Source organism: Nitrososphaerales archaeon, assembly GCA_032906765.1.
Classification (GTDB): domain Archaea; phylum Thermoproteota; class Nitrososphaeria; order Nitrososphaerales; family Gagatemarchaeaceae; genus DASPPF01.
The window spans coordinates 17,865-32,174 of sequence record JAJTZB010000002.1; the positions used below are offsets into that span (position 1 = coordinate 17,865).

The 14,310-nt window shown below is 60.3% G+C and carries 17 protein-coding genes and 1 tRNA gene; 11 read left to right on the forward strand and 7 right to left on the reverse strand.

Features of this window, described 5'->3' with window-relative positions:
- Nucleotides 1-117: 117 nt before the first annotated feature.
- Nucleotides 118-1,422, reverse strand: a complete 1,305-nt coding sequence (locus LYZ69_02410) for an aspartate aminotransferase family protein (GenBank protein ID MDV3277304.1) — start codon at nt 1,420-1,422, stop codon at nt 118-120.
- 81 nt (nt 1,423-1,503) lie between these two features.
- Between LYZ69_02410 and LYZ69_02415 the strand changes: the two genes are divergently transcribed.
- Nucleotides 1,504-2,409, forward strand: a complete 906-nt coding sequence (locus tag LYZ69_02415; GenBank protein ID MDV3277305.1) for a hypothetical protein — start codon at nt 1,504-1,506, stop codon at nt 2,407-2,409.
- 1 nt (nt 2,410) lies between these two features.
- Here LYZ69_02415 and LYZ69_02420 read toward each other — a convergent pair whose 3' ends face one another.
- From LYZ69_02420 to LYZ69_02440, 5 genes are all read right to left on the reverse strand, one after another.
- Entirely contained in the window at nt 2,411-2,869 is a 459-nt protein-coding gene (locus LYZ69_02420; protein MDV3277306.1) for a hypothetical protein, read from the reverse strand.
- A gap of 74 nt (nt 2,870-2,943) precedes the next feature.
- The gene (locus LYZ69_02425; protein MDV3277307.1) at nt 2,944-3,411 is read right to left on the reverse strand and encodes a hypothetical protein; all 468 of its coding nucleotides are present in this window, start codon (nt 3,409-3,411) and stop codon (nt 2,944-2,946) included.
- 44 nt (nt 3,412-3,455) lie between these two features.
- Nucleotides 3,456-3,644 carry a hypothetical protein gene (locus LYZ69_02430; GenBank protein MDV3277308.1) on the reverse strand — a complete coding sequence of 63 codons (189 nt, stop codon included), beginning with the start codon at nt 3,642-3,644 and terminating at the stop codon, nt 3,456-3,458.
- Between the two features lie 71 nt (nt 3,645-3,715).
- Nucleotides 3,716-3,871, reverse strand: a tRNA-Tyr gene (locus LYZ69_02435).
- Nucleotides 3,872-3,917: 46 nt separating this feature from the next.
- Complete coding sequence (locus LYZ69_02440) at nt 3,918-4,283, reverse strand: hypothetical protein (GenBank protein MDV3277309.1); 366 nt, start codon at nt 4,281-4,283, stop codon at nt 3,918-3,920.
- A gap of 192 nt (nt 4,284-4,475) precedes the next feature.
- Here LYZ69_02440 and LYZ69_02445 point away from each other — a divergent pair, with 192 nt between their 5' ends.
- The 8 genes from LYZ69_02445 to LYZ69_02480 all read left to right on the forward strand — a co-directional run bounded on the left by LYZ69_02445 (nt 4,476) and on the right by LYZ69_02480 (nt 10,926).
- Complete coding sequence (locus LYZ69_02445) at nt 4,476-5,315, forward strand: heme o synthase (GenBank protein MDV3277310.1); 840 nt, start codon at nt 4,476-4,478, stop codon at nt 5,313-5,315.
- A 41-nt stretch (nt 5,316-5,356) separates the two neighbouring features.
- Nucleotides 5,357-6,577 carry a tRNA 4-thiouridine(8) synthase ThiI gene (gene thiI / locus LYZ69_02450; protein ID MDV3277311.1) on the forward strand — a complete coding sequence of 407 codons (1,221 nt, stop codon included), beginning with the start codon at nt 5,357-5,359 and terminating at the stop codon, nt 6,575-6,577.
- A 100-nt stretch (nt 6,578-6,677) separates the two neighbouring features.
- Nucleotides 6,678-7,010: a thioredoxin gene (trxA, locus tag LYZ69_02455; protein ID MDV3277312.1), complete on the forward strand. Its 333-nt coding sequence runs from the start codon at nt 6,678-6,680 to the stop codon at nt 7,008-7,010.
- A gap of 44 nt (nt 7,011-7,054) precedes the next feature.
- Nucleotides 7,055-7,498 carry a COX15/CtaA family protein gene (locus tag LYZ69_02460; protein MDV3277313.1) on the forward strand — a complete coding sequence of 148 codons (444 nt, stop codon included), beginning with the start codon at nt 7,055-7,057 and terminating at the stop codon, nt 7,496-7,498.
- Between the two features lie 37 nt (nt 7,499-7,535).
- A complete protein-coding gene (locus LYZ69_02465) occupies nt 7,536-8,624 on the forward strand; it encodes a tyrosine--tRNA ligase (protein ID MDV3277314.1) in 1,089 nt (362 codons plus the stop codon).
- 15 nt (nt 8,625-8,639) lie between these two features.
- Nucleotides 8,640-9,125, forward strand: a complete 486-nt coding sequence (locus LYZ69_02470) for a Mut7-C RNAse domain-containing protein (protein ID MDV3277315.1) — start codon at nt 8,640-8,642, stop codon at nt 9,123-9,125.
- Nucleotides 9,126-9,145: 20 nt separating this feature from the next.
- The gene (locus tag LYZ69_02475) at nt 9,146-9,748 is read left to right on the forward strand and encodes a TIGR00296 family protein (GenBank protein MDV3277316.1); all 603 of its coding nucleotides are present in this window, start codon (nt 9,146-9,148) and stop codon (nt 9,746-9,748) included.
- Nucleotides 9,749-9,759: 11 nt separating this feature from the next.
- Nucleotides 9,760-10,926 carry a hypothetical protein gene (locus LYZ69_02480; protein ID MDV3277317.1) on the forward strand — a complete coding sequence of 389 codons (1,167 nt, stop codon included), beginning with the start codon at nt 9,760-9,762 and terminating at the stop codon, nt 10,924-10,926.
- Here the strand turns inward: LYZ69_02480 and LYZ69_02485 are convergent.
- Nucleotides 10,877-11,869: a hypothetical protein gene (locus LYZ69_02485; GenBank protein MDV3277318.1), complete on the reverse strand. Its 993-nt coding sequence runs from the start codon at nt 11,867-11,869 to the stop codon at nt 10,877-10,879. The genes LYZ69_02480 and LYZ69_02485 overlap by 50 nt on opposite strands.
- Nucleotides 11,870-11,962: 93 nt before the next feature.
- On the opposite strand from LYZ69_02485, the gene aspS reads away from it, so the two are divergent.
- Both aspS and radA read left to right on the forward strand, forming a co-directional pair.
- A complete protein-coding gene (gene aspS / locus LYZ69_02490; protein ID MDV3277319.1) occupies nt 11,963-13,258 on the forward strand; it encodes an aspartate--tRNA(Asn) ligase in 1,296 nt (431 codons plus the stop codon).
- Nucleotides 13,259-13,295: 37 nt separating this feature from the next.
- Nucleotides 13,296-14,294, forward strand: coding sequence for a DNA repair and recombination protein RadA (gene radA, locus LYZ69_02495; GenBank protein MDV3277320.1), 999 nt, complete (start codon nt 13,296-13,298; stop codon nt 14,292-14,294).
- Nucleotides 14,295-14,310: the final 16 nt, after the last annotated feature.

Genomic DNA, 14,310 nt, shown 5'->3' on the forward strand with positions numbered 1-14,310 from the left:
GTTGGTCTCGGTTCACTATTAAGCACACATCGAGCCGGACCGGTGAGTTTGCTTCTTTTCGCGAGGCGTTCTCGAACATGAAGAGGTTGTCGACCTCTTCCCTCCCATTTTGTGATCCTAACTTCTGCTTTTTCTCAAGTGAACGGCTGCCCTTCTACTTGCTGATATCAGCGACTCGATGTCTTTCTCAGTGTGGGCGGTCGAGATGGCTCCCGCGTGAGCCGGGAGGATGAAGATTCCCTCCGACATCAGGTCGAGACAGTACCTGTGGGCTGCGAGCCTGTTGCCCTTCGAGGCCTCCTGTGCGTTTCTCGGGGCGCCGTTGAAGTGTGTGAGGAAAAGAGAGCCGAGGCCTGTAGTGCTGGCCTCCACGCCCGCTTCTCTCAGCGCCCTGTCAACCCCGCTTCGAAGCCTCCTTCCCTTTTCCTCAAGCCCGTCATAGACACTCCTCGCGTTTCTGCGAAGGTATCTCACTGTGGCCAGCCCGGCCACCATCGTCAGCGGGTTCTCTGAGAACGTCCCGCCCCCAATCGAGACGAACCTCTCCTTCCGTGCGGGGTCCGCAAGCGCGACCGCCTCCTTGATCCCGCAGACAAGCCCTATCGGGAGCCCTCCGCCGACGATCTTTCCGAACGCCGAAAGCTCAGGCTTCACGCCGTACCTCTCCTGGGCGCCGCCGAGCGCAACCCGGAAGCCGGTAATGATTTCGTCGAATGCGAGCAGGGCCCCCGACGAGTCCGCGAGCTCTCTCAGGCCCTTCAGGTAATCCTTGTCTGCCGGAATGCACCCGCCTGCTCCCAGCACAGGCTCCAGGAAGATGGCCGCCACGTCGCCCCTCTCCTTCCTGACGGCGGCCCTCACTGCTTCAATGTCGTTGAACCTCACCGTCTTCACGTGCGACTGCTCCTCTGCCAGGATGCCCTTGCCCTCAGTCCTGTCGAACGGACCGTGGACTCCTTTGTTCAGTTCGGTGTTGTACCCGTGCCAGCCCCCGGCCATCTTGATTACCGTCCTCTTTCCCGTGTAAGCGCGCGCGAGCCTGACGAGATACATCGTCGCCTCCGCCCCTGAGTTGCAGAACCTGAGCATCTCCGCGCACGGCACAGACCTCTGCACCTCCTCTCCGAGCTCCACTGAGAACCTATTGCTCATCCCGAAGTGCGTCCCGTTGCCCACCTGCTCTCTCAGAGCCTTGGCGACCACTGCCGGCGAGTGTCCGAGGATGAGCGCCGTGTGCCCCATCCAGTAGTCGACGTACCGATTGCCGTCCTCGTCCCAGACGTGCTGCCCTTTGGCCCTGCTGGCGAAGAGCGGATACGGCTCGTAGTATCTCGCGTTGTGGTTGACCCCTCCCGCGAAGACCTTCCTCGCCCTCTCGAAGAGCCTCCTGGAATCTGGCGTCTTGTCCTCGTAGCTTCGCATCTGCGTCCCGAAGCCGCCCTAGCCTATATGAAAACCTGCGTAAGACCCAATTATGACGCAAGCCTAACAGAACACTCAGAAATGGAGTTCACGGTGGGGCCACGGACGCCCTTCAGCCTCGACTACACGTTGGACAGCGGGCAGGTCTTCAGGTGGGAGCACAGGGACGAGTGGTGGTACGGCATCCTAAACGGGGGCGTGCTGAAAGTCAAGCAGGAAGGGGATTCGCTCAGGTGTGGGTCGAGCACAGACGAGCTGGACGGTGCGTTCGTCAGGAACTACTTCAGGCTTGACGAAGACCTCCAGCCAATCCTAGTGTCGATAATGAAAGACGAGACGATCACGAGCGCGGTGCAGGAGTTCTTCGGCATGCGCCTGATCAGGCAGGACGGGTGGGAGTGCCTTGCCTCTTTCGTGCTTGCAACCAACTCGAACATCCCGAGGATCAAGACGATGGTGTCGAACGTCTGCGCCGCGTACGGGGAAACGATCGAGTTCGAGGGCGCCACCTACCACCTCTTTCCAAAGGCGGAGACGCTCGCCGAGGCATCGCTCGGGAAGCTGGAGGAGTGCGGCCTGGGGTACAGAGCGCCGTACCTGAAGAAGGTCGCGGACGCTGTCGATAAGGGAAGGATAGACCTCGGAGAGCTGTCGCTGCTCGACTACGAAGGCGCGCGCGACCTTCTCCTCCGCAGGCTATCCGGAGAGAAGCTCCTGCTCGGCGTCGGTCCAAAGGTCGCGGACTGCGTCCTGCTCTTCTCATGCGGCAAGGACGAAGCATTCCCGATTGATGTATGGATTGCCAGGTCCCTGGCGAGATTCTATCCCCACCTCCTCGACCCCAGGCTCAGGAAGAAGCTGGGCGGGGCCAAGCCGAGCCTGACGTCGAGAGACTACGAACGCATCTCCGCCTCGGCGAGAAGACACTTCGGCAGGTACGCGGGCCACGCGCAGCAGTACCTCTTCATGATGGCGCGCTCTGAGTGAGCTAACGCTTCGGCTTCTTCTTTCCTGCAGCGGCACGTTTCTTGGCGACTGGCTTCTTCGCCTTCTCCTTCTTCGGGGCCACCTTCGGTTCCTTGTGTTCCCGCGGCTCCTTTGGCTCCATCGGTGCCGCGACTTTCGGTGCAGCGGCCTTCGGCGCGTGCTCGTGCCACCTCCTCAGGGCCTGGACGTTCGCTGCGAGTGTGCTCCTCCTCCTCAGGTCCAACGGAACCTTCCACCTTCTTGCAGTCAGGAGAGGGAGGGCAGTATCGCCAAGCTCTCCGAAGGAGAATCCCCTGCCTGCCCTCATGACAATCTCTCCCTCATGCCTGACGCTTACCATGGCAATCGGTGCCGACCCCTTCGGTCTGACCATGCCGACCCTCTCTGGAGCCGCGGGCTTCTCCTCCACCAGTGCCTTCTTCGCCGGAGGAACCTTTGGCTTCTTTGATCGTGTACTCAATTGTGGCGCAACCCCCTTCGTAATCGAATAAAAACGGTTGCTTCGTCGGGCTCGGACTGTTACTGCCGCAGCTCCTACTGCTGGCTGCTCTTGGGTCTCTTCGACCCGAAGTACATGGCGAGGGCGCCAAGCACGGCGAGAACTCCGCCGGCAGCGGTCACCGCTGTGCTCCCCAGCACGAGGTATCCAGGTACAAGGACAAGATCGACGCCGACGACCACGAGAATGATGCCGAGTGAAAGAAGCCCGCCGCTTGCCAGCTGGACTGGTGTGTAGGCCTGTCCGCCTGGAGCCGGCTTTGGAGCTGCGCCCGGGCCCCTCATCAGCGAGGGCAAACCTCCCTTCATCAGCCCCATCGGGAAGAAGAGCACGCCCAGCGCAAGGAGGATGCTAGACGTTCCCTGGGCTGCTCCGGGCTCTGGGCTCGGTATAAGGCAGTAGCAGGAGTCGCCCGCGGGCGTCATCGGCCCGTAGAAGAGCACAATCCCGGCAACGCCCAACAGAATGAAGACGGCGGAGAGGGCAAGGAACTCGGAATCCAAGCTCGTCGGGGCAAGACCGACGGAGCGTTCTTAAGCGTTTCCGGTCAATTCGGAGTGGCCCTCCGCAGAATCATTCCGGCAGCTATGACTCCGATGACGACCGCGAGGAGTCCAACCGTGTTCGCCAAACCGAATGAGGTCGCGCCTTGCTGCTCGAGCGAGCCAAGGACGTAGAAGAAAGCGTATGCGACCACGATGACGGCGACCATGGCCAGAGGAATCCACAGCCGCATGCCAATCGCCGCGCCCATTTCAGTCTGCGCTTAAGAAGGTTGGCCAAATCCTGTACGAATCGGAGTTGGGGTCCCGCGGGTCGGAAACACGCGCGCGAAGCGCGTTTCGAGCCGACGACACTCCGGTTACTGTTGCCTGTGTAGGCTGGACGGGTCAGCCGAGAGCCGACCACTACAGCCGGAAGCTATTGGCTCCTTTCGGATCTACCAGGCTGAGCTACCGCGGGACAACGAACCGACCAATTCAGATTTCTTAAAAGTGTTTATGAGACCTTAACTGAGCAAGATTTCTCTCGCCTTCTTCCTCGTCTTCCTGACGGTCTTAGCCGGCTCAAGTATCAACCTCTCAAGCTCTAAGTCTCTCACCGCCTTCTCGGTTTTCACCCTGCTCTTGAAATGCTTAGCGAATATTGCGCTCTCCTCTATCGGTAGCCAGAGGTCATACCCGGTGTTCTTCCGTGCTATGCGACACTTTTCGATTCCCAACTCCCTCCGTAGTGCGCCGCGAATCTTCTCCAACGGCCTCGGGTCTCTCTGGGTGATAACGATCCTTCTATGCAGACGACCGACCGAGCCCTCGGTCTCAAACCAGTTCTCCACATCCCGCAGGTCCCACTCTCGAGAATTGGGCTCGCTCAATTTCCTCTCCTCCTAACGGTCAGCGAAACCGCAATTGGAAATCATACTTAATCTCCCACAGCCTGGCTGTCGAAGTTCGATGACACCTCCAACATTCCTCACGCCCGCGAAGGCAAAGGCAATATACGAGACTCATCGGGTCGAAAATAACAATCAGGTCTCATTCACGTGAGTTTTTCAGACTATCTTGCATTGACAAAGCCCAGGATTACCCCACTGCTGGTCTTCGTCGCAGTCGGCTCCTCGGTCATAGCCTCGCGGGGTCTTCCTCCAATCCCCGTCCTAGTAGGCATCCTCGTGGGGGGGACCTTGGCCGCGGCGGGTTCCCTGACCCTGAACAGCTACTTGGAGATGGACATCGACGCCAAGATGAAGAGGACCCAGAACCGGCCCCTGCCTGCCCAGCGGATTGTCCCCCCGAGCCACGCCGTCATTCTCGGCTCCGCCTTGCTCACCGTCGGTATCATCGTGGCTTTCCTGACCGTGAACTTGGTGGCCACCTTCTTCATAGGGCTAGGCGCCTTCGTCTACATCCCAGTCTACACTATCTTCCTGAAACCAAGGACGAGTTGGAACATAGTCCTCGGTGGCTTCGCCGGCAGCTGCGCCGCCCTCGCCGGGTGGTACGCTGTGACCTTCGCCAACCCGATTGTTGGCTGGATCCTGGGTGCGCTCGTATTCGTCTGGACCCCCAGCCACTTCTGGAGCTTGGCGGTCCTGATGGAGGAGGACTACTCCGCGGTCGGCATTCCCATGCTGCCGTCCGTGGTCGGCTCCGCGAGGGCATCGAAGTACATAGTCGCGAACACCCTGCTTCTGATTCCGGTCAGCCTTCTCGTCTCGCCCTTTCTGAATGGGATTGGGCTCCTCATCTACTTGGTGGCGGCGATCGTATTCGACGCTCTGCTTCTGGCGACGAACATCAAGCTCCTGAGGTCTCCCACCAAGGCGAATGCGTGGCTAGCGTTCAAGTTCTCTGCCCCCTACCTCGCTGTCATCTTCCTCATCGCGATGGTCGGGGCCGTCGTCTAGCCGGAACCCTTTATGAGGCGGGACCTGTCGCTGGGAGACGGATGCCGAGCACGTACGTCGTCCACTACTCCGAAATCGCGCTGAAGGGAAAGAACCGGCCAGAATTTGCGAGAGTCCTGAGGCGGAACATCCGGAGGGCGATGGCTACTGCGAGTGAAGTCGAAGTGGAGTCGAGTGACGGGAGGTACCTCGTCGAAACCGCTGCGGGTGAAAGCGAGGTCGAGAGAAGGCTCTCCAGGGTATTCGGCGTGGCCTGGTTCGCGAAGGCATCCGTTACGCCTGCGAACTACTCCTCGATCAGCTCCACGGTCGTCGAGGCTGCTAGGGGCGATGCTGGCACGTTCATGGTGGCAGCGAGGAGGTCCGACAAGTCGTTCCCCATTGGCTCTGTCGAACTTGCAAGGAGGCTCGGGGGGGATGTGGTCGTGGCCACCAACAGGAAGGTGGACCTCACCGACCCGTCAACGACGATACACGTGGACGTGTTGAAGGGGCGCGCGCTCGTCTACTCGGCGAAGGTGAGGGGTCCGGGAGGCCTCCCCGTCGGCACCGCAGGGAAGGTGATGCATCTCTTCTCCGGCGGAATCGACTCGCCCGTGGCGGCGTGGCTGCTGATGAAGAGGGGCTGCCAGCCAGTCTACCTCCACTTCTACTCCGCACCCGACGCCGAGTATGCCCTGAAGAGCAAGGTGGCCAGGATCGTCAGGTTGCTGACCGAGTACAGCGGAAGGAGCAACCTGCTCCTCATGCCTTTCGCCGACTACCAAGTGGCCACATCCGACGCGCCCGCTGACGCAGAGCCCTCTCTCTTCAGGAGGTTCATGCGGATGACCGCAGAGAGTCTGGCGCCGCGGTTCTCCGCGTCAGCTGTCTCAACTGGCGACAGCCTCTCCCAGGCAGCCTCTCAGACCCTCTGGAACATCGCCGTCTTCGACTCGGGCTCCTCCCTCCCAATCCTGAGGCCTGTCTTGGGTTACGACAAGGAAGAGATTGTCCAACTAGGGAAGAAGATCGGGACCTACGAGCCGTCTGTAGAGGAGTACAGGGACTGTTGCTCCATCGTCACCAGGCACCCCAAGACTAGGGTGAAGGCAGAACTCATCGAGGACTGCTCCAAGCACTTCGACTTCCAAAGGCTGGTGGCCCGATGCGTCTCGATGGGGACCCTGGCGACCTTCGATAACAGGAGGGAGGCGCCGAGCGTCACGCCGTTGCGCGAGTTGACGGACACGCCCCAGCTAAGGCTGGGAGGGAAGCAGTAGTTGGCTGGGCCCTGGCCGCGGACAGGAAAGGATGGCTCGCCCGACCTTATTAACAGGCAAAATTATTAACCAGTCAGGAATCCGAACCAACAGACAAAAAATGAGCAACACGATTCTGAAGATCGAAGGCGGCAAGTTCCAGAGCGAGGTGGTTGGTTCGGAGCTTCCCGTTGTCGTTGACTTCTACGCCGACTGGTGCGGACCATGCAAGATGGTGGCACCGATCATGGAACAACTGTCGAAGGAGTACGCGGGCAGGGCGAAGTTCGTGAAGATTGACACAGACGCGAACCAGGAGCTCGCCATGCAGTTCGGGATAATGAGCATCCCTACTGTGATGTTCTTCTCGAAGGGCAAGGTCGAGGACATTGTCGTCGGCGCAGCATCGCCGAACGTCTTCAAGAGCAAGCTGGACTCGATTGTGGCGTCCTAGACTCAAACCATTTAAGGCCTGAACCGCGGGGAGTCGCGACCGACTTGAAGGGCATCAACTTCCTGCTCGGCATCACAGTCTTCATCCTCTTCGCGCTAATCGTAGTCGGAGCCTACGTGGCTGCTGGCGGTTTCGGCGAGGCGTGCGGTTCACAGGTGCCTTCTGACTGGCCTCTATGCAACGGCAATCTCCTGCCGGCTCCGCAGCTGGGTCCGGTCGTTGAGTACACGCACAGGCTTCTTGCAGCCCTGTCGGCGCTCTTCCTCTTCGCCACCACCTTTGTCGGATTGAGGGGCCAGGCAGTGAAGAGTTCTGTCAAGAGGTCCCTCATTGTTGCGTCCATACTCCTCGTCTTCCAAATCGTCCTCGGCGGGGTGGTTGTCGCGAACGAGCTGAACGCGCTTCTTGTGGCCGTCCACCAGGCTATTGCTCTACTGATATTCGGGCTGGTCGTGGCTGCCATCTCCTTCTCGCTCCAGCAGTCGTGAACGGTTTTATCGGCGACAGGAAGAGGTAGGCGCAGCTTTGGACACTGAGACGAGGCTCGAGTGCGTAAGGCGGGTTGGCGAAGAGATCATCACGGAGAAAGAACTCCGAGAGCTGTTCGAGACGAACAACCATCCCTCAGCCTACGACGGCTTTGAGCCGAGCGGCCTCGCCCACATTGCCTTCGGCGTCCTGCGAGCGATTAACATAGCCGACCTCCAAAAGGCCGGAGTCCACGTAAAGCTCTGGATCGCTGACTGGTTCGCCTGGCTGAACAACAAGATGGGAGGCGACCTTGAAAAGATACAGGATGTCGGCCGCTACTTCATCGAGGTCTGGAAGGCTGCAGGGGTAGATATGACGGACGTCGAGATTCTTTGGACGAGCGACGCGGTGAAGGGAGACGACTACTGGAAGAAGGTAATCAGGGTGGCGCAGAACGTGACTCTTGCGAGGAGCAGCAGGGCGATTACCATAGCGGGAAGGACGTCAAAGGACCTCATTCAGACATCCACTGTGATGTACCCGATCATGCAGGTGGCTGACATCTTCTGGCTGGACGTAGACATCTGCCAGCTCGGGGTGGACCAACGCAGGGCCAACATCCTGGCGAGGGAGGTGGCTGAGAAGCTCCGATGGAAGAAGCCCGTCGCCGTGCACCACCACATGCTGATGGGCCTGCAGGGTGTGAAGGAACCCGAGGGTTTCGACGAGAACACAGCGATAGACAGGGAGATAGCGAGCAAGATGAGCAAGAGCAAACCGGAGACCTCGATTTCTGTGCACGACACGACCGAGGAGATATCCAAGAAGCTTGGACTCGCATACTGCCCTGCCAAGGTCATTCAAGGAAACCCGGTACTAGAGTACTCGAAGTACATCGTATTCAGGAAGGCCACCTCGCTGAAGGTCGAGCGGACTCAGAAGTACGGCGGGAACGTCGAGTTCGGGTCCTACGAAGAACTGGAGACGGCATACAGGAGTGGGTCGCTCCATCCGGCAGACCTCAAGAGGAGCGTGGCCGCCGCGTTAGATACTTGTGTCTCCCCCATAAGGAGCCACTTCGAGAAAGACCCTTCAGCGAAGAGGCTCTACGCGGCGGTCCGTTCAGCAGAGGTCACACGATAGGCGGGTTGCACCCGAATGCCGCCGACGAGGCTTGTCGCCGACGCGATGCTCGGTTCGCTAGCCAGGAAGCTCAGGGCTTTCGGCTTCGACACGGTCTATTACAAAGGAGGGGACGACGCTGGGCTGCTGCGGACCGCAAAGTCTCAGCGTAGGTTTATCGTCACAGCCGACCGGGGGCTCGCCTCGGTTGCTGAGAGAAGCGGTTTGGGCGTCCTGTTAGTCGTCGGCAGTACGGACGGAAGAAGGATATCATCCATGCTCGCGGGGACGAGGAAGAAGGGGCTGAGACTCAGCCCAGGGGACCCGCTCTGCTCTCTCTGCAACGGCAGCTTGGTCCAGGTGAGCAGAGCCGACGTTCTCACTGGGCTCCCAAAGTCGGTTGCAGAGAGGCACCGCTCCTTCCATGAATGCACCAACTGTGGCAAGTTGTACTGGAAGGGAAGCCACTGGAAAAAGTTAAGGAGGCTCGAGCGGCTCTTCGCAGCCAGCCGTCCGCACTGATTCGTGATCAGCCCTTGTCATTGACAACAGAAGAAGGAAAGACAGTCGTCGGGGTCGCGCGAGCCTCTATCGAGGAGTTCGTCCGCACGGGGAAGACGAAGCGGACCGCTTGGAGAACTGGCACGCTCTCCGAGAAACGCGGGGTCTTCGTCACCCTGAACCTTGCTGCCCAGCTGGGGGAGACGCTCAGGGGTTGCATAGGCTACCCGCTCCCAGTCAAGCCCCTCGGGGAGGCAGTGGAGGAGGTGGCTGTCCTGGCCGCCTCGCAGGACCCGAGGTTCCCACCAGTCCGTAAGGAGGAGCTGGACGGCATCATCGTCGAAGTCAGCGTCCTAACGCAACCTGAGACTTTGAAGGTGAGGAAGAGGACGGATCTGCCCTCCAGGGTCAGGGTGGGAACGGACGGCCTGATAGTCTCGAAGGCCTACACCAGCGGCCTTCTCCTCCCCCAAGTCCCTGTCGAGTACTCTTGGGGGCCGGAAGAGTTCCTGTCCCAAACCTGCATGAAGGCGGGACTCACCCCTGACGCCTGGCTAGACGAAGACACAGAGGTGCAGCGATTCCAGGCAGAGATCTTCGCCGAGGAGTCTCCCGGAGGAAGGGTCGTCAGGCGCCCCCTGTGAGTGTCTTCCCATTGAGAGTCTACATCGGCTGCTTCGGTTCGGGGCTGGGTCACGCGACTAGGATGCTCTCAATCGCAGACCTACTCAGTCAGAGAGGCTCGCATGTCAGGTTCTCCAGCTCGGGCGAGGTGGCCTCCTACATCGAGGAGAGGGGGTACGCCTGCAACAGGCTTCCTCTCGCGGACGTGACCTACTCGGAGGAAGGCGAGCTCTCGATGAGGCGGACGATGGCGAACTCGCCCCTAATCCTGGCAAGGACGTACAGGCAGCTCTGGATGGAGCTTGCCAACATGAAGCGGTTCGGACCGGACGTGGTGCTGAGCGACTCGGTCGTTTCGACTGTCGTTGCGGCCAGAATGCTGAACGTAAGGACGTACACTGTCCTCAACCAACTGAACCTGGCGGCGCCTGCCACCAGGATGGGGACACCCTCCCTACTGCTCTCGGAGGGCACAACAGCCGGGATGGCCAAGCTGTGGGGTCTGAGCGACAGAATTCTCTTGCCCGACCTACCTCCTCCTTACACAATTAGCGAGTCCAACCTTCGCGGCGGCAATGTGAAGAACGCCGAGTTCGTAGGCTTCATCACCGACTCCCCGATCAACGCACCTGACGGGACCGCAGCAGAGTTCGCCAGCGACCGACGCCCCAAGGTCCTTTGGCAGATCTCGGGTCCGCCCAGGACACGCGGCCCTCTGATCAAGAAGGCGCGCGAAATCACCTCGGCCTTCGCAAGTGAGTACGCCTTCGTATTGGCGGAAGGGGACCCGAAAGGCAGCCGCGCCGCGAGGAGGGTGGGGGGAGGGTGGGAATACGGATGGTGCGACATATCCCAGTTCTACTACGGCGCTTGCGACTTCGTCGTCTCGAGGGCTGGCCACGGGGCCGTTGCTCAGGCAATCACGAACTCGAAGCCTTCCCTCCTCATTCCGATCCCGAGGCAGACGGAGCAGGAGGGGAACGCAGCGAAGGCTGCCAGACTCGGCGTCTCAATCTCCATCCGTCAGGACGAGCTTAGCCAAGAATCGTTCAGGTCAGCGGCCAAGGCTCTAATGTCGGAGCCCTACCTCTCCCAGGCAGCCGAAGTCGGGAGGATAGCGAGGAGCTACGACGCGAGAATGGCAATTGTCAGGATGGTCGAGGCCGCCGTCCCCTCAGGCCGTCCAAGACTGCACTGACATCAGCTCTGACGCCCCCGTAGGTCAGCACTCTCGTAGCCTTCCCTCCCCCACCTGCCCAGGTCTCCCTCGAATCTACGGACTTGACACGCATCCCTGAGAAGATTCTGTCGAACTCCTCTTCGGGGAGGAAGTAAAGCGGGAAGTAGACGTTCCTCGCAATGCTCTTCGGCTCGCTGTGGCACTCCGCGTGAAACCCTGCGAAGGCTGCCCCTGGAATACCGCGGGCCCACCGGGATATCATCTGCCTTGCCCCTCCCCCACGCAGCACCAGCAGGCTCAGCCTGTTCGGGTCGACCCGATGAGAGAGCTCGGCGTAGAGGCGGGCTGCAGCCATCAAAGAGTCATCGCCCGCCTCGGCGTGAACAAGCTGGACTGAGTAGCCTGACAGCATCGCGTCCCAAGCTAACACCGAGCTGTGCTTCCCTCCGGAGACAAGACACCGCGCCACCTTCCTCCCCATCGCTGTCCCTCCTGGGCCGCGACCTATCTCGACTGATGCGACTCCGCGCTTCCCGTCGAACGCGACCCTGAAGATAGTGGAAGGCGCATCCTCGCTCACCCGCGAACCCTTCACTGCATCGAGCACAGCTGAGTTCCCCGCACCCGCGAGGTCGGAGGGCTTCATCCTTGGATCCTCCGATTCCACCCTGATGGCGAACCTCCCGCCTGGTCTCACGTAGATGCGGGCGAGCCTTGCCAGCTCGGCCGCAAGACCTCTGACAGAGTCGGACGACCGACCCACCGCCAGCCAGTCAACACCAGGGAGATATGCCAGGAGTGCCGCGACACCAACCGGCTCTGGTCCTTCCAGAAGCAAGGAACGACCGGCAGTCGAGATTGTAGCCTTCTTCCCTTCGATTACCAATATCCGTGCTATCGCACCTTCGAGGTCCTCCAGCCTGCCCCTCCCCGTCCATCTCACGATTGTAGCGCCGCGCAATCCGACGGAGATTGGCGGAAGACAGCGCTCCTTTAACCGTTGGCTGACTGGCCGCATCATGCTTTTTAGCCCGACCGAGCGCAGCCCGCCATCGTGAGTGGCGAAGGGTTCGCTCCTGTCACTGCCTCCCAGTTAATCCGGGGAAGCGGCGGCCGAGTCGAGCTGAAGGGTTGGGTCGCACGGAAGCACACATTGGGAGGTCTAGTCTTCGTCCTCCTCAGGGACGGAACTGGTTACGTCCAGGTCTCAGCCAGGAAGGGGGCCTCGCGGGCATACGACGCGGCGAGGGCAGCGACAAAGGAATCGGCAGTGGTCGTGAGGGGCAGCGTGAAGGAAGACGCGCGTGCGCCGGGCGGAAAGGAGGTGGCTGCAGAGCAGTTCGAGGTTGTCTCCCTTGCAGAAAGCTGGCCGATAACTAGGACCGCAGTCAGGTCTGCGTCCTTCCTCTTCGACAAGAGGCACCTCAGCATCAGGGGGCCGAAGGCAATCGCGACCATGAGGATCAGAACGGAGGTCATAGGCGCGGCCTTCGACTACTTCAGGGAGAACGGCTTCTTCCTGATCAGCGCACCCACGTTCGTCCAGGCCGCAGTCGAGGGGGGTTCGACCTTATTCGAGGTGAACTACTTCGGCAAGAAGGTGTACATGAGTCAGAGTGCCCAGTTCTACGAGGAAGCGTCGCTCGCTGCCCTTCAGAAGGTCTGGATCTTCCAGCCTGCATTCAGGGCGGAGAAGTCGAAGACGGCCAAGCACCTGACCGAGTTCTGGATGATTGAGGCGGAGCAGGCCTTCGCCGACCAGGAGGCCAACATGAAGCTGCAGGAAGGGCTGCTCGCAGCCATGGTCCGGCGGGTTCTGGAGAGGGGGCAAGATGACCTCAAGACGCTTAGCAGAAAGATCAGGGAGCCAGTCCTCCCGTTGCCCCGAATCACCTACGACGAGGCGAGGGAGATAGCGGCGCGGAAAGGATTCCCCTTCGAATGGGGCGAGGACATCGCAACCGAGGCCGAGAGGGCGGTCAGCATGAGCCAGGAGTCGCCTTTCTTCATCACTGACTATCCGCTCTCCGCGAGGGCCTTCTACCACATGACCTATCCGGACAGGCCGAAGGTGACGAAGTCTGCGGATCTGATTGCGCCCGAAGGCATCGGCGAGCTTGCCACAGGCGGGCAGAGGATCCACGACTACAAAGAACTGATGCAGCGAATCGCCAGCCAGGACATGCCTACCGAGTCCTTCTCTTGGTACCTCGAACTCAGGAAGTTCGGAATGCCGCCCCACTCGGGGTTCGGGATCGGGGTGGAGAGGTGTACGCGGTGGATTGCCGGGCTGAAGCACATCCGGTCTGCAAGCCTCTTCCCGAGAACAGTTTCACGAATCTCTCCCTAGCTCACACTTAATTAGGTCAGAGCGGGTCGGTGAACTGTTGACCGAAACTAAAGAGGAAGAGGAACTGGAGCTAACATCCCTGCCTGGCGTCGGTCCGGCGACCAAGCAGAAGCTGAACGACGCGGGTATCACGAGCGTGCTCGACTTGGCCACCGCGGGCCCGATGGACATCGCGGACGCGGTCGACATAGACCTCACGAAGGCGGTCGAGCTGAACACCAAGGCGAGGAAGAAGCTGGTGGAGCTCGGCAGGTTGGAGCCCGACTTCGTCAACGCTGCAGATCTGCTAAAGAAGAGGCTGGCGATAGACAGGATCAGCACAGGCTCGAAGAACCTCGACGACCTGCTGGGAGGTGGCGTCGAGTCCTGGGCGATGACAGAGTTCTTCGGGGAATTCGGATCCGGCAAATCACAAATCTGCCACACGCTCTGCGTGATGGCCCAGCTGCCCAAGGAGAAGGGGGGCGTGGATGGCGCTTCGGTCTACGTGGACACGGAGGGTACCTTCAGGCCAGAGAGGATACAGGAGATAGCTGAGTCGAGGGGGCTCAAAGCAGACGAGGTCCTAGCTAGGATCACTGTCGCGCGCGCCTACAATAGTGCTCACCAGGAATTGATAGTGAAGGAGATGGGGAAGGTGATTGAGGCTAACAAGGTGAAGCTGGTCATCCTAGACAGCGCAGTGGCGCACTACAGGGCCGAGTTCGTCGGTAGGGCGACGCTCGCCGAGAGGCAGCAACGCCTGAACAGGTTCATGCACCAGCTGCTAAGGACGGCGGAGGTTTACAACGTCGCCGTGGTCGTGACCAACCAGGTCCAGGCCGCCCCGGACTCTTTCTTCGGCGACCCAACACGGCCGACTGGTGGCCACGTCGTCGCGCACACGAGCACCTACAGGATCTACCTCAGGAAGGCTGCAAAGAACAGGATCGCGAGGATGGTCGACAGCCCCTACCACCCGGAGAGGGACGCCGTCTTCATGCTGGACGAGAAGGGAGTCGACGACCCGCCAGAAGAGTCGGTCAGAAAGCGATAGGATTCATCAACAGTTA

Coding starts and splice junctions, on each gene's coding strand:
- LYZ69_02470 (MDV3277315.1), top strand. CDS start 8,640: ATGCCGCCGACGAGGCTTGTCGCCGACGCGATGCTCGGTTCGCTAGCC.
- LYZ69_02430 (MDV3277308.1), bottom strand. CDS start 3,644: ATGCGGCTGTGGATTCCTCTGGCCATGGTCGCCGTCATCGTGGTCGCA.
- LYZ69_02415 (MDV3277305.1), top strand. CDS start 1,504: ATGGAGTTCACGGTGGGGCCACGGACGCCCTTCAGCCTCGACTACACG.
- thiI (MDV3277311.1), top strand. CDS start 5,357: ATGCCGAGCACGTACGTCGTCCACTACTCCGAAATCGCGCTGAAGGGA.
- LYZ69_02410 (MDV3277304.1), bottom strand. CDS start 1,422: ATGCGAAGCTACGAGGACAAGACGCCAGATTCCAGGAGGCTCTTCGAG.
- trxA (MDV3277312.1), top strand. CDS start 6,678: ATGAGCAACACGATTCTGAAGATCGAAGGCGGCAAGTTCCAGAGCGAG.